At 55.4% G+C, this 18,567-nt stretch carries 13 protein-coding genes; 6 read left to right on the top strand and 7 right to left on the bottom strand.

The features are described from left to right. A complete protein-coding gene (locus H7U12_RS19435; protein ID WP_186641246.1) occupies positions 1–213 on the top strand; it encodes a heavy-metal-associated domain-containing protein in 213 nt (70 codons plus the stop codon). Positions 214–406: 193 nt separating this feature from the next. Continuing rightward, the gene (locus H7U12_RS19430; protein ID WP_186641244.1) at positions 407–949 is read left to right on the top strand and encodes a hypothetical protein; all 543 of its coding nucleotides are present in this window, start codon (positions 407–409) and stop codon (positions 947–949) included. 230 nt (positions 950–1,179) lie between these two features. On the opposite strand, the gene H7U12_RS19425 is transcribed toward H7U12_RS19430, so the two are convergent. From H7U12_RS19425 to H7U12_RS19410, 4 genes are all read right to left on the bottom strand, one after another. Further along, the gene (locus H7U12_RS19425) at positions 1,180–2,739 is read right to left on the bottom strand and encodes a protein adenylyltransferase SelO (protein ID WP_186641242.1); all 1,560 of its coding nucleotides are present in this window, start codon (positions 2,737–2,739) and stop codon (positions 1,180–1,182) included. A 326-nt stretch (positions 2,740–3,065) separates the two neighbouring features. Further along, the gene (locus H7U12_RS19420) at positions 3,066–5,714 is read right to left on the bottom strand and encodes a cation-translocating P-type ATPase (RefSeq protein ID WP_186641240.1); all 2,649 of its coding nucleotides are present in this window, start codon (positions 5,712–5,714) and stop codon (positions 3,066–3,068) included. A 232-nt stretch (positions 5,715–5,946) separates the two neighbouring features. Further along, on the bottom strand, positions 5,947–6,237 hold the full coding sequence (locus H7U12_RS19415; RefSeq protein WP_186641238.1) for a YciI family protein: 291 nt from the start codon (positions 6,235–6,237) through the stop codon (positions 5,947–5,949). Positions 6,238–6,584: 347 nt separating this feature from the next. Next, entirely contained in the window at positions 6,585–7,541 is a 957-nt protein-coding gene (locus H7U12_RS19410) for a manganese catalase family protein (RefSeq protein WP_186641236.1), read from the bottom strand. A gap of 581 nt (positions 7,542–8,122) precedes the next feature. Here H7U12_RS19410 and H7U12_RS19405 point away from each other — a divergent pair. Continuing rightward, on the top strand, positions 8,123–10,330 hold the full coding sequence (locus H7U12_RS19405; RefSeq protein WP_186641234.1) for a B12-binding domain-containing radical SAM protein: 2,208 nt from the start codon (positions 8,123–8,125) through the stop codon (positions 10,328–10,330). Between the two features lie 62 nt (positions 10,331–10,392). Here H7U12_RS19405 and H7U12_RS19400 read toward each other — a convergent pair whose 3' ends face one another. Then, positions 10,393–10,830, bottom strand: coding sequence for a hypothetical protein (locus tag H7U12_RS19400; RefSeq protein ID WP_182513947.1), 438 nt, complete (start codon positions 10,828–10,830; stop codon positions 10,393–10,395). Positions 10,831–11,086: 256 nt separating this feature from the next. Next, positions 11,087–11,620 carry a GNAT family N-acetyltransferase gene (locus tag H7U12_RS19395; protein ID WP_186641232.1) on the bottom strand — a complete coding sequence of 178 codons (534 nt, stop codon included), beginning with the start codon at positions 11,618–11,620 and terminating at the stop codon, positions 11,087–11,089. A 237-nt stretch (positions 11,621–11,857) separates the two neighbouring features. Here H7U12_RS19395 and H7U12_RS19390 point away from each other — a divergent pair, with 237 nt between their 5' ends. The 3 genes from H7U12_RS19390 to H7U12_RS19380 are packed head-to-tail and all read left to right on the top strand — an operon-like array spanning position 11,858 to position 15,753. After that, positions 11,858–12,511, top strand: a complete 654-nt coding sequence (locus H7U12_RS19390) for a (2Fe-2S)-binding protein (protein WP_186641230.1) — start codon at positions 11,858–11,860, stop codon at positions 12,509–12,511. After that, positions 12,508–13,491: an FAD binding domain-containing protein gene (locus H7U12_RS19385; RefSeq protein ID WP_186641228.1), complete on the top strand. Its 984-nt coding sequence runs from the start codon at positions 12,508–12,510 to the stop codon at positions 13,489–13,491. The genes H7U12_RS19390 and H7U12_RS19385 overlap by 4 nt, the downstream gene beginning before the upstream one ends. A 12-nt stretch (positions 13,492–13,503) precedes the next feature. Further along, positions 13,504–15,753, top strand: coding sequence for a xanthine dehydrogenase family protein molybdopterin-binding subunit (locus H7U12_RS19380; RefSeq protein WP_186641226.1), 2,250 nt, complete (start codon positions 13,504–13,506; stop codon positions 15,751–15,753). Between the two features lie 688 nt (positions 15,754–16,441). Here the strand turns inward: H7U12_RS19380 and uvrB are convergent. Next, positions 16,442–18,475: an excinuclease ABC subunit UvrB gene (gene uvrB / locus H7U12_RS19375; protein ID WP_186641224.1), complete on the bottom strand. Its 2,034-nt coding sequence runs from the start codon at positions 18,473–18,475 to the stop codon at positions 16,442–16,444. Positions 18,476–18,567 lie beyond the last annotated feature (92 nt).

Here is an 18,567-nt window from a genome sequence, read left to right as displayed (position 1 = left end):
ATGAGCACCATGAAATTCAAAACGAATATTAAGTGTGGTAACTGCGTGAGCACTGTTACCCCTTCGCTAGACAATACTCCCGGTATTTACACCTGGCAAGTAGACACCAACACCCCAGACAAAATCCTGACGGTGGAAGGCGACGCCACTTCGGAGGCGGTTATCCTAGCCGTGGAACTGGCCGGCTACGAGGCCACCGAGCTAAAAGACTAACACCCGCTGTAACAGAAAGGCCGCTTCATATAAGCGGCTTTTCTGTTACAGCGGGTGCCAGGTTCTGTTTTGGGGCTGTTTTCTGAAAAATGCCCTAAAAACAGGTTGGTCTGTTTCCTTGCCCAAACTAAATATCTGAAATTATGAATAAGTTTACGGGCACTTCGTTTACAGGTAAACCACCCCCCTCTTTATGGCGCGACCTCTTCTCCTCGGGATACTCCTTTTTTTAGGAATCACCATTACGTGTCGTGCCCAGGTTTCTGACTCGGCGAAGACCAAACTAGCCTCGCACCGCTATTTGCTGTTATCTAAAGCCGGCTCCCTGAAACGGTACAGACTGTATGCCGGTGACCGCATCACGTTCAAACACGCCAAGTTCAAGGGGCTTCGCACCGAAACCATTGTAGACATCCGGGGAAATTCTTTCTTCCTCCAGGGCATGGAGGTTCCGCTGACGGAGGTGGAGAAAGTACGGCTCCGGAACCACACCGGTGGCCGCAAAGCCGCCAATTTCGGCGGAAGGCTTCTCAAGACAGCAGGTACGGTCTTTATCTTCGTGGGTGGCCTGAACGCGCTTCTGAACCTGAATAACACCCCCGACCGGCAAGATGGCTTGCAGACCATGGCCGGGGCCTTAACGCTGTACGGCCTCGGGGAAGGATTGCACATCCTTCGGAACGGCACGTACCCCATCAACAAAAAATGGACGCTGAAAGTCATTGAGATGTACTAACCTCTTCTGACTTCCGCGTCCATTTCCGTTTACGGCCTCTTTTCTAAATACAGTCTCAAAAAGCACTTCTGGTTCCGATGACCTTTTGCCGTAGGGGCAATCCCTTGTGGTTGCCCTTTGCAGTATCAATGGAAAAGGGCAACCACAAGGGATTGCCCCTACAAATTTCCAGCGACTCTATTGTCATACTCCTTCAAAGGGGTCAGAGTGCGTGTTGGTCTTAACTACTTTTAGGAACTGCACGACAACATAGAGCAACCGGCTTTCTGGCTGGCCCAATCGGGGCGTTTGGCGAAGAACTCGTCGAAGTGGCGGGAGTACGGATCTTTCATGGCCGCTTGCAGCTTCTGGAACAGCGTGTTCTCCCCGCGTTCCAGTTCTTCGATGGCCTGGTGCAGCAGGTAGTTCCGGAGGATGATTCTAGGATTGGCTTTCTGCATGCGCGCCAAAGTTTCTTCGCGGGAGCCGGTGTTGGCGTTCAGCCGCGTGGCGTAGTCCTGTAGCAGGGTGAACAACGTGGTCTGCTCCTCTTTGCCCAGCTCGCGGTAGAAACTGTCCTGGAAAAGAGCAATCACTTCGGCTTCGGTTCCTGGCTCCTGGGGCAGTTCCATCAGTTGCTGGAAGAAAATGGTCAGGTCCAGATTCAAGGTGTAGAGCGCATCGGTGAAACGGGTGATGAGTTCCTGATCGCCTTCCTGCACGGCCTCCAATCCCAGTTTATTCGCCATCATGGCGTAGTACTTCTCATGGAAGCTGTCACTGTAGGTTTCCAGCACGGCCACCAGTTCCTCGGTGCCCGGCAACAGCGGCGCGATGGCGCTGGCCAGGCAACCCAGGTTCCAGTAGCCAATTGACGCTTGTTTCCCGAAGGCATACCGGCGGCCCGGTAAATCTGTGGTGTTGGGCGTGAAATCAGGATCGTAGTCGTCCAGGAACGAGAACGGGCCGTAGTCAATGGTGAGCCCCAGAATGGACATGTTGTCGGTGTTCATGACGCCGTGCACAAAGCCCACGCGCATCCACTCCACCATAAGGGCAGCGGTACGCTCCAGGATTTCCTTGAACCACTCCAGAATTCGGTTTTCGCCCTGGATGTGCAGATAGTAGCGGGAAATGGTCCAGTCTACCAGCTTCTGCAGGTTTTCTTTCTCCTGGCGGGCGGCGGGCATCTCAAAGCTCCCGAAACGCAGGAAACTAGGCGCAACCCGCATCACAATGGCGCCGGGCTCAAAGGCCGGGTTGCCGTTGTAGAACATGTCGCGCATGACCTGGTCACCGGTAGAAACCAGACTCAAAGCCCGGGTAGTAGGTACGCCCAGATAGTGCATGGCCTCGCTCATGAGGTATTCCCGCACTGAGGAACGCAACACGGCCCGGCCATCGGCCCGACGGGAGTACGGGGTCATGCCCGCGCCTTTCAGCTGCAGTTCCCAGGAGTTGCCGTCCGGTGCTTGCCACTCGCCCAGGGTAATCGCCCGGCCATCACCCAGCTGTCCGGCCCAGTTCCCAAACTGGTGTCCGGCGTAACAGGCGGCGTACGGATACATAGACGGGGCCACGTGGTTTCCACCCAGCACATCTACGTCTTTCTGATCGGTGGGCTTTTCAATGCCCAATTGCTGGGCCAGTTCCTCAGACCAGGCCAGCAGTTCGGGTTTCTTGACCGGCGTAGGAACGGCTTTGCTGTACAAAACGCCCGGGGTCTGGCGCGGCTTCAGGTTACCGCTGTCATCGCCGTCAAAAGCGGTGACGAATTCGTTTTTATATTCTTTCGTGCTGAGACTCTGCATACGTTTGACTTAGTAATTACTTTCCGGCAGGTGCGGCGCTGTTTTTGGAACAGGCAAGTCACCTGCATCCCTATTCAACATACTTCCGGCGGAAATAGTTGAATCATAGGCCCACCTCCTGCTCTTTTATGCGCTTTTATTGGGTTTACTCCACGCTACTCCGCCCAAATTCAGGAAAATCGCTGCCTTCAAGAGTTTGGTTGACCGTTCCCTTCAGAAACTATCTCCCGCCTTGCTTTGGAAAAAAGTAGCCGTCTTGTTTTGGGGCAGATTTCCGAAAACCAGCCCCAAAACATCCTTGGCAATTCAGGGTCACACTCGTCTGCTTACCGGTTTTGATTTTTGGTGACCCAGGGCATCAGTTTCCAGAGCTCCATCAAGACCACCGCGCCCAGCGCCAAGCCCGCAGCTCTTTGCCACTCGTCCCACCCGAAATCAGCGGGGATGGTGAAGATTTCCCGGATGCCGGGCAACACCGTTAGCCCGTACAGCCCGAAACACAGCAGCACCGCCCCGATCACATATTTGTTCTGGAAGAAGCCTGCGCCAAAGGCCGTCTGGGTGTTGGAACGGGCGGCAAACGTCTGGAGCGTACGGGCCAGAATCAAGGTGGTAAAGGCCATGGCGATACTCATCTGCTCTGACTGCTGCAACCCGATGTACTGGGAGACAATCACCGCCACGCCAATCAAAAGTCCGCGCATGATCACTGACCGGAGCGTGCCGCCGGCGAAGATGCCTTCGTTGATGTCGCGCGGTTTGCGCTGCATTACGTTGGGTTCTGCTTTCTCCACGCCCAGCGCAATGGCGGGCAGCGAGTCATTGAGCAGGTTGATGAACAGCAGCTGGATGGGCGTAAACGGGTTCACCCAGTCCAGCGCCAGCGCGAACAGAATAGCGATGATGGCCCCCAAGTTTCCGGCGAATAGGTAGGCGATGGCTTTCTTGATGTTGTCAAAGACAGTTCGGCCCACGGCCACAGCACTGATGATGGAGACAAAGTTGTCATCGGTGAGAATCATGGCCGAGGCATCTTTGGCCACATCGGTGCCGCTGCCCATGGCCACACCAATATCGGCTTGCTTGAGGGCGGGGGCATCGTTCACGCCGTCGCCGGTCATGGCCGTGATTTTGCCTTTGCGTTGCCAGGCGCGCACAATCCGGATCTTGTTTTCCGGCGAAACGCGGGCGTAAACGGCAATGTCTTCCAGCTTCCGGTCCAGTTCTTCGTCAGATAAGCGGTCCAGCTCCTGCCCGGTGAGGGCGATGTCGTTCTCGTCCATCAGGCCAATCTCCCGCCCAATGGCTCGGGCGGTGGTTTTGTGGTCGCCCGTGATCATGACCGTTCTGATGCCGGCGTGCTTGGCTTCCTCAATAGAGGCGTACACCTCCTCGCGCGGCGGGTCAATCATGGCTTTGAGGCCTACCAACACTAAGTCGTTTTCGTCCTCAAAGGTAATGTTGGAAGCCTCAGACAAGGGTTTGTAGGCGAAGGCCAGCACGCGCAGGGCCCGATCAGAGAAGTCTTCGTTCTGGTCTTGCAGGGTTTCCAGCACTTCCGGCGTCAAGGGCTGCTCCTCCCCGTCTACCAACACGCGGTTGCAACGCGAAAACACCACGTCGGGGCCGCCTTTGGTCAGGAGCAGGCGCTGGCCATCAATGGTGTGCACGGTAGACATGAGCTTGCGGTCTGAGTCAAAGGGCAGTTCGGCTTCGCGGGCAAATTCTTCCCGCACTTGCCGGTAAGGCTGGTTTTTCTGGTTGCTGAACGCGATGAGGGCAATCTCAGTGGGATCGCCCAGTTCGGCACCGTCTTCGTTGATCTGGGCATCGTTGGAAAGCACGGCCACCTGCATCAGCCGCCGCTCGGCTACGCTCCACTGCGCGGGATCATCCGGGAACTCATCGGCGGTTTTGCCGGGCAGGTAGTAGTCTACCACCGTCATTTTGTTCTGGGTGAGCGTACCGGTTTTATCGGTGCAGATGACGCTGGTGGAGCCCAGGGTTTCCACGGCCGGAAGCTTGCGGATGATGGCGTGCCGACGAGCCATTTTGTTGGTGCCCACCGCCAATACAATAGTCACGATGGAGGAAAGCGCCTCTGGGATGGCGGCCACCGCCACGGCTACGGCAAACATGAAGGCTTTGAGCAGGGCATTGGTCATGTTGCCGGTATCACCGCCTATCCATACCCGGAAGGCTTCCACCCCGAAGATCAAGATGCACAGCACCAGAATGACCCAACCCAGTTTCTTGCTGAAATCGGCGAGTTTGCGCTGGAGCGGCGTTTGTTTGGTTTCGGCGGTGGCCAGCAGGCCGGCAATCTTGCCCAGTTCGGTTTTCTCGGCGGTAGCCGTCACCACGAACGTGCCCCGGCCGTAGACCACCAGCGCGCCGCTGTACACCATGTTTTTGCGGTCGCCCAGCGGAGCTTCGTCCGGGATGACATCGGTATGTTTCTCCACCGGTTCCGATTCGCCGGTCAGCATGCCTTCGTCTACGCGCAGCGAGCCGCTTTCCACCACCCGCCCATCGGCCGACACGAAATCGCCGGCTTCCAGCACCACCACATCGCCGGGTACCAGTTCACGGGCGGCCAAAGAGTACGTTTTGCCGTCGCGCAGCACCTTGGCCGAGGGCGCCGACATTTGCCGAAGCGCGTCCAGGGCACCTTCGGCCTTTTTGGTCTGCACTACGCTCACAATGGCGTTGAGCACCAGCACCGCAAAAATGATGACTGCTTCCATGACTTCGCCCAGCACAAGCTGCACCGCGGCCGCGATCAGCAACACGATGACCATGGGATCTTTGAAGGTCTCCAGGATGAGTTTCCAGACGGGGTCGCGCTCGGCTTCGGAGAGTTCATTGTAGCCGTGGGTTTGGAGCCGCTGCTGCGCCTCTGCCTCAGAGAGGCCCTGGGGAACGGTCTTTAGGTTCTGGAAAACCTGTTGGGTGGGCTGCTGGTAGAATTCCATGAAGTCAAGGGTTGACGGGTGGCAATTGGTGAAACTCGCATCTGCTACGTTTACGAAAAACGGGGCTGTTCAGCTTTTACGGAGAACCTCCGTACTTCTTCTATCTAAATCGGGAAAAATTCCCTTACCGCCCTGCGCCGCAGCCCCTCGTTCCATTTCCCTTCGTCAGCCAAGGCTTCCATCTATTACGTTTTAAGGCTCTTTTCAGGTAAACGGACTTAAAACGGACAGGTCACGCTTCGGCCAAGCCCGTCATTCCGGCGGTGGTGCGCGAGGCGATGAACTCCACTATCCGGAGCTCCACCAGGTCCTGGTACACAAACGGATCTTGCTGCAGGAATTCCTCCACCTCGGTTTTGCTGGCGGCCTGGCAGAAAATGAGCCCTCCGTCACGGGGCACTTTCCGCCCGGAGGCCACGAAATACCCGCTGGCAAAGCCTTTTTCCACAAAGGCCAGGTGCTCGGCCATAAACGGCTCTATCTCAGAGAAAGCTACTTTATAGGTTAATTCGATCAGAAACATAAACAGGACGTTTGGGTTTTTCCAAAGCTACGGCATCTTTCCGTTTAGCGGCTCATTTTCAGAAAAGAAGCCTAAAGCGGCAGCCATTCGCCAGTCCGTACCTCCCGCGGTAAATCTCGGGCCCCGCCTGGGCACCGGATAGATTGCGGAAGTCGCGGAACGGGGAAATGCCGGGTTGGGGGAAGATGGCTCTCCAGTTGAATTGAGTTTAATGATGAGAAGTGGAAAGAACCGCTTCTGTTGGCAGGCAGCACCAGCCTTGCGATACCTCTAAAAGCAAGCGTGGCTGCCAGGTTTCTCAACTTGGCAGCCACGCTTGCTTTTATTTAGATGGAATAGAGGCTAGACTAGCTTTTGTCTTGCTCGCTCTCCTGACCATTGTAGTTGCTCCACTGGGCTACACCTTTGGGTTCAGCACTGGTGATTTCGGCACTTTTGATTTTGCTCAGCTCCTTGTTCATTTTCTCGGTGAGCTTCATTTCCTTCTCAATGCCTTTCTCGCGGTCCTGCAAGCCTTGGGTTTCTTTCACGTGGGCTAATGGTTCCTCAATGTAATCCCAGCTTTTGCCGGTGATGGGCATGTCGCCTTCGTTCCAGGGTCCGCGGGCGCTTTCACCCTGTGACAGGTTAAAGTACTGGTTTGTGAAACGCGGATCAGCTTGGAGCACTCCCGGCGGGTAGTTGGGCTCAATGGTAGACAGGGCCGCCTGGAACATCTCAAAGTGGGCCACCTCGCGGGTCATCAGGAACGACAGCGTGTCTTTCACATACGGGTCATCGGTGAACTGCATGAGGTATTCGTACACCAGTTTCGCCCGTGATTCTGAGGCGATGTTGGAGCGCAAATCTACGGTCAGGTCACCGTTGGAGTGGATATAGGAAGCGCACCACGGAATGCCCTGGCTGTTGGTGAGACGCGGTCCGCCGGCGCTCAACGTCCCGAACTGCGGGTTGGACAGCGCCTGGTGGATGATGTTCTCTTTGGCCGCCTTTCCGTTCATCACTTCCATGATTTCAGATTGGTCGGCGGCGTCTTTCAACTCGCCGTTCACGCCTTTCAGCAGCATCTGGATAGTGGCGCCCACAATCTCCAGGTGGCTGAATTCCTCCGTAGCGATGTCCATGAGCATGTCATACTTGTCTGGAAAGGGTTGCTTGGCGGCGAACGCCTGGGTGAAATACTGCATGGCGGCCGCCAACTCCCCGTTCTCTCCCCCAAACTGCTCCAGCAGTAAGGTAGCAAAGCGAGGATCTGGTTTAGACACCCGGGCATTAAACTGTAGGTCTTTTACGTGATGGAACATGTTTCTAGGTTAGAGGTTTAGGCCAAGCTTAAATCCGTAGAATCCACAGAAAGGAAGAATTTAAACCTGGTAGTATTCCTCTGCACAAACGGCTTCTGCATGGGTTTGTTCAATGCGTGACCGGTCTGTTTTAAGCGCCGTTTGCGCAAAACACCGCGAAATTCGGCAGACCAACACGTCCTATCCAATTCCCTTTCAAACCTTTACTTCCTCAACCTCCCTCTGTGACTGTATATACCGGGTTTTCAAAATCATTGAATGTTCCAATACAAAACCACGAGTATTCCTGTAACCAGCACCCTGCCTCGTTTTGCACCGGTTTCCCAGAAAAGAGCCTCTAAACGCAAATCGATTTAGGTTATCGCCGGCCAGTTTCCTTGCTGAGGATTCAACTTTCTTTCCGACTGCCGGTCTGCCTTGTAAGGCTTTCTGAACTCATCACGGGCGAAGGCTGTTTCCTGCTTACCGGTTTAGAACTGCGCTTTGAGGCTGTTTTTCCGAAATGAAGCCCAAAACAACTCCTCGCGTAACACGCAAGACTCAGAACTCCTTTCCGTACCTTTGCTCAAATTTGAATTCCTTTGAACGCCGCTCCTAAAATCCTCCTCCTCACCCCGCCGCTCACGCAGCTCAACACCCCCTACCCCGCCACGGCTTACATCAAAGGTTTCCTGCGCGGGCGCGGATTTGACGTGACTCAAGCCGATTTCGGGCTGGAGTTGGTATTGCGCCTGTTCTCCAGAAAAGGACTGCAACAGGTGTTTCAGGCCATTCTGGAGGGTACGTATGAGTTGTCAGACAACAGCCAGCGCATGTTGCGCCTCCGCAAATCGTACCTGGACACCATTGAGCCCGTCATCAAGTTCCTGCAAGGCCGCGACAGCACTTTGGCCCACCCCATCGCCATGGGCGCGTTTCTGCCCGAGGCGAGTAGGTTTTTGCAGCTGGCGGATTTGGAAGAAGCTTTCGGGACGATGGGCATCACCGACCGCGCTCGGCACCTGGCCACGCTGTACCTAGAAGATTTGGCAGATTTAATCAAGGAAACCGTCTGCCCGCACTTCGGCTTTAGCCGCTACGCGGATAAACTGGCCCTGAGCGCCACCTCTTTTGACCCACTGGAAGATGAGCTGCAAACCGCGCCTAACCTGGTGGACCAACTCCTGCTGGATTTATTGGACGAGCGAATGCAGGAAGTGCAGCCTGAGGTGGTGGGTTTCTCGGTGCCGTTCCCGGGCAATCTGTACGGCGCGCTGCGGCTGGCGCAGTTCATCAAGCAAAGATACCCGCAAGTGAAAACGCTCATGGGCGGCGGCTACCCCAATACTGAATTAAGAACCCTCCGCGAGCCCCGCATTTTCAAATACATCGATTTTATCACGCTAGACGACGGCGAAGGCCCGTGGCTGCGCTTACTGGAGTTTTTCCAGGGCCAGCGCGCTGTGGAGCAACTGCAACGCACCTTCCTGTTACTGAAGGACGAAGTACAATACATCAACGGCGCTACTGATGCCGATATTCCGCATACCGAGGTAGGCACCCCTGATTACTCTGATTTAAAAATACACGAGTACCTGAGCGTGGTGGAAGTGCTCAACCCCATGCACCGCCTCTGGTCTGACGGACGCTGGAACAAACTGACCGTAGCGCACGGCTGTTACTGGAAACGCTGCTCATTCTGTGACATCACCTTAGACTATATTTCCCGCTACGAGACCGCGCCCGCCACGCTGCTGGTGGACCGTATTGAACAGATTATCGCGCAGACGGGCCAGACCGGTTTCCACTTCGTGGACGAAGCCGCCCCGCCCCTGGCCTTGCGCGATTTAGCCATTGAACTGCTCCGCCGAGGCGTGAAAATTACCTGGTGGGGCAACATCCGCTTCGAGAAAACCTTCAGCGCTGACCTGTGCCGATTGCTGGCCGCCAGCGGTTGTATTGCCGTTTCTGGTGGCTTGGAAGTCGCCTCAGACCGCCTGCTGGCGAAGATGGAGAAAGGCGTGAGCATTGCCCAGGTGGCGAGAGTGACCCGGGATTTCACCGCCGCGGGCATCATGGTGCACGCGTACTTGATGTACGGCTTTCCCACCCAAACCGCCCAAGAAACCATTGACTCTCTGGAAGTGGTACGGCAGTTGTTTGCCCAGAACGTGATTCAGTCTGGCTACTGGCACCGCTTTTCTATGACCGCGCACAGCCCCGTCGGCAAGAACCCCGAGAAATACGGCGTCGTGAAAGTGGGTCCGGAACCCGGCTTGTTCGCGGATAATGACCTGTGGCACGAGGACCCGCAAGGCGCGGACCACGAACGTTTCGGGGCGGGTTTGGCGAAGGCGCTGTACAACTACATGCACGGCATCGGGCTGGAAGAACCGCTTTCGTTCTGGTTTGATTTCAAGGTTCCACGTGCCTCGCACCCAAAAAATATGATTGCCCAAGCCGTAGAAGCTATAGGCAAACCTGATTCTGAGAAGCAGAACCTGCGCGTGCTGTGGCTTGGCAATGCCCCGGAAATAGAAGTAGTGACCAAAGCGAAGAAAGGCCGCACGTTCCATAACGCCCTGCTCACCTTCACCGAGAAAACGGAGGAATACGAAATCCGCACCTCGCCGGAAGTCGGCCAATGGCTGCACACCTGGCTCACGCGTTTGTCAGAAGACCTCGGCACTAAATATCTTTTAAAAGACCTAGCCGCTGATTACCCCGAGGATCAGATGTTCACCTTTCAGGAGTTTTTGATTACCGATACCTGGCTGGATTTGCGGGAGCGCGGTTTGCTGGTGGTATGAGGTGGTTGGCACAGACGCTCGCAGGTCCTCTGGACGCTACGAGGTCTTTTGAGTAGGCGGTATTACAGTTCGTCTTCTTCGATAAGAGGGCTTATGGTGCGAAAATCAGCGTCTTCTCGATGGAATCTCTCCATGTGTTCCCTGTCGCCAAACCATTCTAAAACTGTGTCTCGCTCAAGATTGGTGGTCTTCTTAGATAAGAGGCTATGATAGGACGAATAGGGCCAATCCTTGAAGTCCTGAATCAGGCCGTGGTGCTGTGGATTGAAATGAATGTAGAAAATCAGGCGTGTAAAGTATGCCTCGGAGGTAACCTCTTTCCTTCTGAAGCGCTTCTGAAACAGGCTATCTACTCTCCCATAGCGGATGTTCATCGCTTTTGTGAAAGCGTTAAGTAAATGTCCCCATTGCCTTTGAAGACTTACCGGAATGAACTCTTGGTTTTGCTCGCTTCTCTTCAAGAGAGCCTCTGCTTCCTTGACCTGAATCAGAAAATGCACATGATTAGGCAACAGACAATAGCAGTAGGTATGCACAAACGGGGCTACATATTTCCGGTATAGCTGCAGGAAATACAAGTAGCTTTCTTGACTTACGAAAACTGATTCGCTGTTATTGCCTCGCGTATAAATATGGTAGAACTTACAAGGCTCTAAATCCTTCGTCTTTTGCATCTATCACTATACGAGAACCGAAAGCGTTTGCTCCAAAGACCTCGTAGCGTCCGGAGGACCTGCGAGAGTCTGCGCCATTAGCTTACACCCATCGCTGCATGTACAGATCGCGCTGCACATCTGCGCCCAGCACAAAACTCAATTCACCGGCTTCCTGAAACCCGTATTTCTGGTAGAATCTAATAGCGCGCTCGTTGCTTTCCCAGACGGTGAGCCACACCACGTCATGCCCGTGCTCCTGAGCGCGTTTTAAGCTCATTTTCATCAACGTATCGCCTAACCCTCGGCCAGTCCAGCCTTGCAGGAGGTACAGACGGCTTATCTGGAAAGGATTTTCTCCGGCAATTACGGCGGGTGCCGGGGCGGTATTCCATTTCACGTAGGCCACAGCCTCCCCTTCGGCTTCAGCAATCAGGAACGTGGTGTGCGGGTCGGCTAGTTCAGCGGCCTGAAGTTCCGGGGTGTACATGGTAAAGTGAAAGGCCTCCATGTCCTCGGGTTTGTTGTAGGCCGCGAAGGTCTCGTCAAAGGTGCGCCAGCCTAAATCGGCGAGCAAAGAAGCATCGGCGGAAGTGCCAGGGCGGAAGGTGAAGGTATTGGTGGAGTGAGCGGACATGCGGCGTTTTTTACCCAAAGATACAGGCCAGAATATCAAAGGAGAATCCCGCTCCGGATAAACTGAGGTCAGTGTTGCGTTTAGGGGCCGTTTTTCTGAAATCAGCCCCAAACTCGAATCCCGTAACAAGTTTTTGAGCGGTGGAAATTCGTCTTGATTCAGTCCTTATTTATACACTTTCTAAGGACGTACCTGCGTATACTAGTAGGTTAAACCAGAAATCCACCGCACATTTATATGTCTTCCGATAAATTCCCCGAAAAAAACCTTCCTGAAGAGGAGAACGGGCCTCAACATTCAGATGCCCGACGCACGTTCCTGAAGCAATCCTCGCTCTTGACGGCCCTGGCCCTGGCTCCCAGCGCGGCCATCAAAGCCGCCGAACTGAAGTTTGAGGAGAAAGTAGCCGCCGTGTTTGAGCAGGTGAAAGTGACGCTAGGCATCAACGGCAAAAAACACAAACTGTCTATAGAGCCGCGGGCTACGCTGCTGGACTTGCTGCGCGAGCAGATGCACCTGACCGGCACCAAGAAAGGCTGCGACTACGGCCAGTGCGGCGCCTGCACCGTGCACGTAGACGGACAGCGCGTTCTGTCTTGCCTCACCTTGGCGGCCATGGTAGACGGCAAAGAAGTGACCACCATTGAGGGCCTCGCCAACGGCGACAAGCTGCACCCCATGCAGGAAGCGTTCATCAAGCATGACGGTTTCCAGTGCGGTTACTGCACGCCGGGCCAGATCATGAGCGCGGTGGCCTGCGTACGGGAAGGCCACGCCGATTCTGACGAAGAAATCCGCGAGTACATGAGCGGGAACATCTGCCGGTGCGGCGCTTACCCCAACATTGTGAACGCCATCAAGGAAGTTAAAAACGGAGGACAGCGGGTATGATTCAGTTCCAATACGTAAAACCCAGCAAATCCAAGGCGGCCATTGACACGGTAGCCAAAGACCAGTCGGCTGTGTTCATCGCCGGAGGCACCAACCTGGTGGACCTCATGAAGCGCGGCGTCATGAACCCCGAGAAACTGGTAGACATCAACAAACTTCCGCTCCGGAAAATAGAGCGGGAAAACGGCAACGTGCGCATTGGAGCTCTGGCGCTGAACGGGGCCGTGGCCGAGGATAAACTGGTGCTGGAGAAACATCCGCTGTTGGCGCAGGCCTTGAACGCGGGGGCCTCGGCGCAGCTCCGGAACATGGCCACCGTGGGCGGGAATATGATGCAACGCGTGCGCTGCCCGTATTTCTATGACACGGCCATGCCCTGCAACAAACGCGAGCCGGGCACCGGCTGCGGCGCGCTGGAAGGCTACAACCGCATGCACGCCATCTTCGGGCACAGCGACAAATGCATTGCCGTGAACCCCTCAGACATGAACGTGGCGTTGGTGGCGCTGGATGCCGTCGTGCTGGTTTCTGGCCCCAAAGGCGATAGAAAAATCCCATTCGCAGAGTTCCACCGCCTGCCCGGCGACACGCCCCAAATCCACACCAACCTACAACAGGGCGAGTTGATTATGGCCGTGGATGTTCCGGAGAACCCCTATACCAAAAACGTGAATTACCTCAAAGTACGCGACCGCAACTCCTATGCCTTTGCTCTAGTTTCGGTGGCCGCTGCTTTGGACTTAGACGGCAGTACCATCAAATCGGCGAGGTTGGCCATGGGCGGCGTGGCGCACAAACCGTGGCGACTGAATGAGGCCGAACAGTTTCTGGCCGGAAAACCTGCCACTGAAGCCACCTTCCTGCAAGCCGCTCAGATAGCCATGCGCGGCGCGAAAGCTTTTGAACACAATAAATTCAAACTCACTTTAGGCCCTAACACCATTGTACAGGCCCTGAAAAACGCATCGGGCGTTGCTTAACCCTTCTTCCTTATGAAAGATTATTTCTTCCAAGATACCATTGGTAAGCCGATGGACCGGGTAGATGGTCGCCTGAAAGTAACGGGTGCCGCCAAATACTCCGCTGAATATGAGTTGCCCAACATGGCGCACGCGGTGTTGGTGGGCAGCACCATCGCCAAAGGCAGCATCAAAAGCCTTGACACCAAAAGAGCCGAGAATGCGCCGGGCGTACTGGCCGTGCTGCATTACCAGAACGCGCCCAAAGTACCCGGCTACGCGCAGGCCGCGCACCCTACTGAGCCTAAGCCCGTGGGGCAGCCGCTCCAGCTCTTCATCGACAACCAAATCAACTTCAACGACCACCCCATTGCCGTAGTGGTAGCCGACACCTTGGAGCGCGCCATGTACGCAGCCAAACTGGTGAAAGCGCAGTACAACGAGGAAAAGCACGCCACCGATTTCAACAAGAACACGGCCAAGGCGTTCTTGCCCACCGCCGCCAAACGCAACCCCAAACACCCGCTGGGTGATTACGTGCGCGGCAAAGAAGACGCGTATAAAACCGAGCCGCTGAAGATTGAAAGCGAGTACGTGATTCCCACGGAGTTCCACAACCCCATGGAGTTGCAGTCCATCATCGCGCACTGGGAGGCCGCCGACAAACTCACCGTCTATGACAAAACCCAGGCCGTGATGGGTACGCAGAACGCTTTTGCCAAAGATTGGAAAATCCCGGTGGAGAACGTGAAGGTGATTGCCACGTTTGTGGGCGGGGCCTTCGGAAACGGGCTGCACACCTGGCCGCACGAAACCGCTGCCATCATGGCCGCCAAAAAAGTAAACCGCCCGGTGAAGCTGATGCTCACCCGCGAGCAGATGTTCACCATGGTGGGCTACCGGCCGCACGCCTGGCAGAAGGTGGGCATGAGCGCCACCAAAGACGGCAAAATCACCGCCATCACGCACGAGGCCATCGGGCAAACGTCTTCCTATGAGGAGTTCACCGAATCTACCTTGCAGCAGACGCGCATGATGTACACCAGCCCCAACGTGACCACCCGTTACCGCATCCTGCCGCTGGACGTGAGCACACCCATCTGGATGCGCGGTCCCGGCGAGGCGACCGGGGCTTTCGCGCTGGAAAGTGCACTGGACGAGATGGCCTTCGTGCTAGGCATGGACCCGCTGGAATTCCGTTTGATTAACCACACCGACAAAGACCCGGAGAAAAACCTGCCCTGGTCCACCAAGTACCTGAAGGAAGCCATGCAGATGGGGGCCGAACGGATTGGCTGGAGCAAGCGCCAACTCAAACCCGGCATGGTGAAAAACGGCGAGTGGCTGGTGGGCTACGGCATGGGCGTGGGCACCTTCGGGGCGAACCGCGGCCGCGCCAAAGTGAAAGCTACCCTGCACAAAGACGGCACGCTGGTGATGCAAAGCGCCACCACGGACATCGGGCCGGGCACTGGAACAGCCATGGTGCAGATTGCTGCCCAGAACTTGGGGCTGCCGCCCGAGAAGATTGTATTTGAGTTGGGTAGTTCTTTGTATCCGCCTTCGCCCAGCCAGGGCGGGTCGGCGACGGTGGCCACGGTGGGCTCGGCGGTGCATGCTGCGTGCCAGGCACTCAAGCAGCGGCTGACCAGCATGGTGGCCGGCAACGCCGATACCAGCTTCAAAGGCGCCACCGTGGAGAACCTCACGTTCAAAGACGGCTATGTTTCCATGACGGCCTCCCCTTCGGCGCGGCTCTCGTTCGCTGATATCCTGAAGCAGCAGAATTTACCGGAGCTGGAAGTCACCGAGGAATCTACCCCAGACGCCAGCCTGCGGCAGAAATACAGCATGTACTCCTACTCAGTGCATTTTGCCGAGGTACAGGTACATCCGTTAACGGGCCAAATCAAAGTGACCAACATGGTTTCCTGCGCCGATGCCGGCACCATCATCAACGCCAAGACCGCCGGTAACCAGATGATTGGCGGCGCGGTTGGCGGCATCGGGATGGCCCTCACCGAAGGTGCCGTCATGGACCACCGGTTCGGACGCTACGTGACCAAAGACTTAGCCGAGTACCACGTGCCCGTCCACGCCGATGCGCCCAACATCTCGTCTCTGTTCGTGAACAAACCCGACCTCATCAACAACCCGAACGGCACCAAAGGCATCGGCGAGATCGCGATCATCGGCGTAGCCCCGGCCATTGCCAACGCCGTCTTCAACGCCACCGGCAAACGGATTAGAGAGTTACCTATCACGCCAGATAAGTTGATTTAAAGCAATACCTCTAAACGGAAAAGCCGCTTCTCTCATAGGAAGCGGCTTTTCCGTTTAGCGGCTGTTTTTGGCAAAACAGCCTGAAAACGACAATTTGTATTTACTGATTTCTGGCGCGAGTCTCTGACTCGCGCCTTCTGATGCCGGGGAGTCTCTGACTCCCCTCGCTGCTTGGCAGCGAAAGTACGCATGGAGAAATCTTTTCAGCGGCAGATAACGCAACGGAAAGAAATGCCTGTGGTTCCCGGCGAGTCTGGAGACTCGCTTCATCCCTTGTCACGAGTCTGAAGACTCGCGCCAGTTAGGCTTTCCGTTTTGGAGGTGTTTTTCTGAAAACAGGTCAAAAACGGAGTTTCTTCCTATGGCGTGGAGGTGTCTTCCCTGACTTTCTAGATGTGCTGAGAAGCTGTTGACGGAGACGCTCGCAGGAGCTGCGCACGCTACGAGGTCTTTGGAGCAGGCACCGTTGGTAAATCTTAGCTGCATGAATAAACCATTTTCTGGGTGGGTTCTGCTTATCACATAAAAAAAACCTCACAGGCTTTAAAAACCTGTGAGGTTTGAAACAGCAAAAGCGGTGACTCAAACGACCTCGTAGTGTGCGCAGCTCCTACGAGTGTCACCGCCATTTCCGTTTTTGGCCTGATTTTCAGAAAACAGACCAAAAACGGAAATGGTGGCAAATTATTTAATCCCGCTTACTTTTGAGCAGCTTACGGAGTTCGGCCAGTTCATCTCTGAACTTAGCAGCTTGCAGGAAGTCCAGCTCTTTGGCGGCGGCTTCCATCTGCTTCTCGGTTTTCTTGATGACCTTCTCCAGCTCGTCTTTCTTCATGTACTGCACCACCGGATCTGCGGCCACGGACATCAGGCTTTCATCTGGGCCGGCGTAGGCTTTGGGTTCGCGTTTATTGGAGTCGGCCACGGAGGTCTGCTCCATGATGGCTTCCTTGGACTTGCGCACGGTACGCGGCGTGATGCCGTGCTCCAGGTTGTACTCCATCTGCACGGCGCGGCGGCGGTTGGTTTCGTCAATGGCGCGCTGCATGGAACCAGTCATTCTATCGGCGTACATGAGCACTTTGCCGTTCTCATTCCGGGCGGCGCGGCCGATGGTCTGGATCAGGGAACGCTGGTCGCGCAGGAAGCCTTCTTTGTCGGTATCCAGGATGGCTACTAAACTTACCTCGGGTAAATCCAGGCCTTCGCGGAGCAGGTTTACGCCAATCAGCACGTCTATGATGCCCAGACGCAGTTCGCGCAGAATCTCCACCCGCTCCAATGACTTCACCTCGGAGTGAATGTATTTGACTTTGATGTTGAGGCGCTCCATGTATTTGGTCAGCTCCTCGGCCATGCGCTTGGTGAGGGTGGTCACCAGAATACGGTCACCAGACTTGATGCGGTTATCCACCTCATCCAGCAGGTCGTCAATCTGGTTCTGGCTGGGTCTGATCTCAATCTCAGGGTCCAGCAAGCCCGTTGGGCGGATAATCTGCTCCACTACCACGCCTTCTGATTTCTGGATCTCGTAATCGCCGGGCGTGGCGCTCACGAAGATGACCTGGTGCATCACGCTCTCAAACTCATTGAAGGTGAGCGGACGGTTGTCCATGGCGGCGGGCAAGCGAAAGCCGTATTCTACCAGCGCGGTTTTACGCGAGCGGTCACCGCCCCACATGGCGCGCACCTGTGGCAAGGTGGCGTGGCTCTCGTCAATGACCATCAGGAAATCATCGGGGAAGTAATCCAGTAGACAGAACGGACGGGCTCCGGGCTCGCGGCGGTCAAAGTAGCGGGAGTAGTTCTCAATACCGGAGCAGTAGCCCAGTTCCCTGATCATCTCCAGGTCAAACTCGGTGCGCTCTTTGATGCGTTTGGCTTCGTTGTCGCGGCCTTCTTTGAGGAAGTACTCGTGCTGAGCCACCATGTCAAACTGGATCTCGTTGATGGCTTGGTTGAGCGTGTCTTTGCCCGTCACGAAGAGGTTAGCCGGAAACAAAGAGATTCCTTCTTCATCGGCTATTTTCCGTCCGGACTGCGGATCAATGCGCTGGATAGACTCAATCTCGTCGCCCCAGAAGTAAATGCGGTAGGCGAAATCGGCGTAGGCCGGAAAAATATCCACGGTATCGCCCTTCACCCGGAAAGTTCCACGTGTGAACTCCACCTCGGTGCGGCTGTAGAGAATGGACACGAACTGGTAGAGCAGGTTGTTGCGGCTCACCTTCATGCCCGGCGCCAGCGGAATCACGTTCTTCCCGAACTCCTCTGGGTTACCGATACCGTAGATACAAGATACCGAGGCGACCACGATCACATCGCGGCGGCCGGACAGCAGCGCCGACGTAGCGTGTAGGCGCAGCTTTTCTATCTCTTCGTTGATGGCCAAGTCTTTCTCAATGAAGACATCAGAGGAAGCGATGTAGGCCTCGGGCTGGTAGTAGTCATAGTACGAGATGAAGTACTCCACCGCGTTGTTGGGGAAGAACTGCTTGAACTCGCCGTAGAGCTGCGCGGCCAGGGTTTTGTTGTGGCACAGCACCAGCGTGGGCTTGTGCACCTCCTGAATTACGTTGGCCACCGTGAAGGTTTTACCGGTACCGGTGGCGCCCAGCAACACCTGCGCGTGCTCACCGGTTCTTATGCCGCGCACCAGTTCTTTGATGGCTTTGGGCTGGTCACCGGTAGGTTTGAATTCTGATGTTAATTGAAAATCCATAGCGGAAGTAAATACGATCAAAGGTAACGTATTATAACACCAAGCTTCTCAATAGAGTTTAGCTTCTTGCTAACTTTACTGGTGTTTTACGG

The sequence above is a fragment of the Rufibacter sediminis genome, from assembly GCF_014269285.1.
GTDB classification, from domain to species: Bacteria; Bacteroidota; Bacteroidia; order Cytophagales; family Hymenobacteraceae; genus Nibribacter; species Nibribacter sediminis.
The sequence above is the reverse complement of the archived record's forward strand: the minus strand, read 5'-3'. Positions and strand labels throughout refer to the sequence as shown.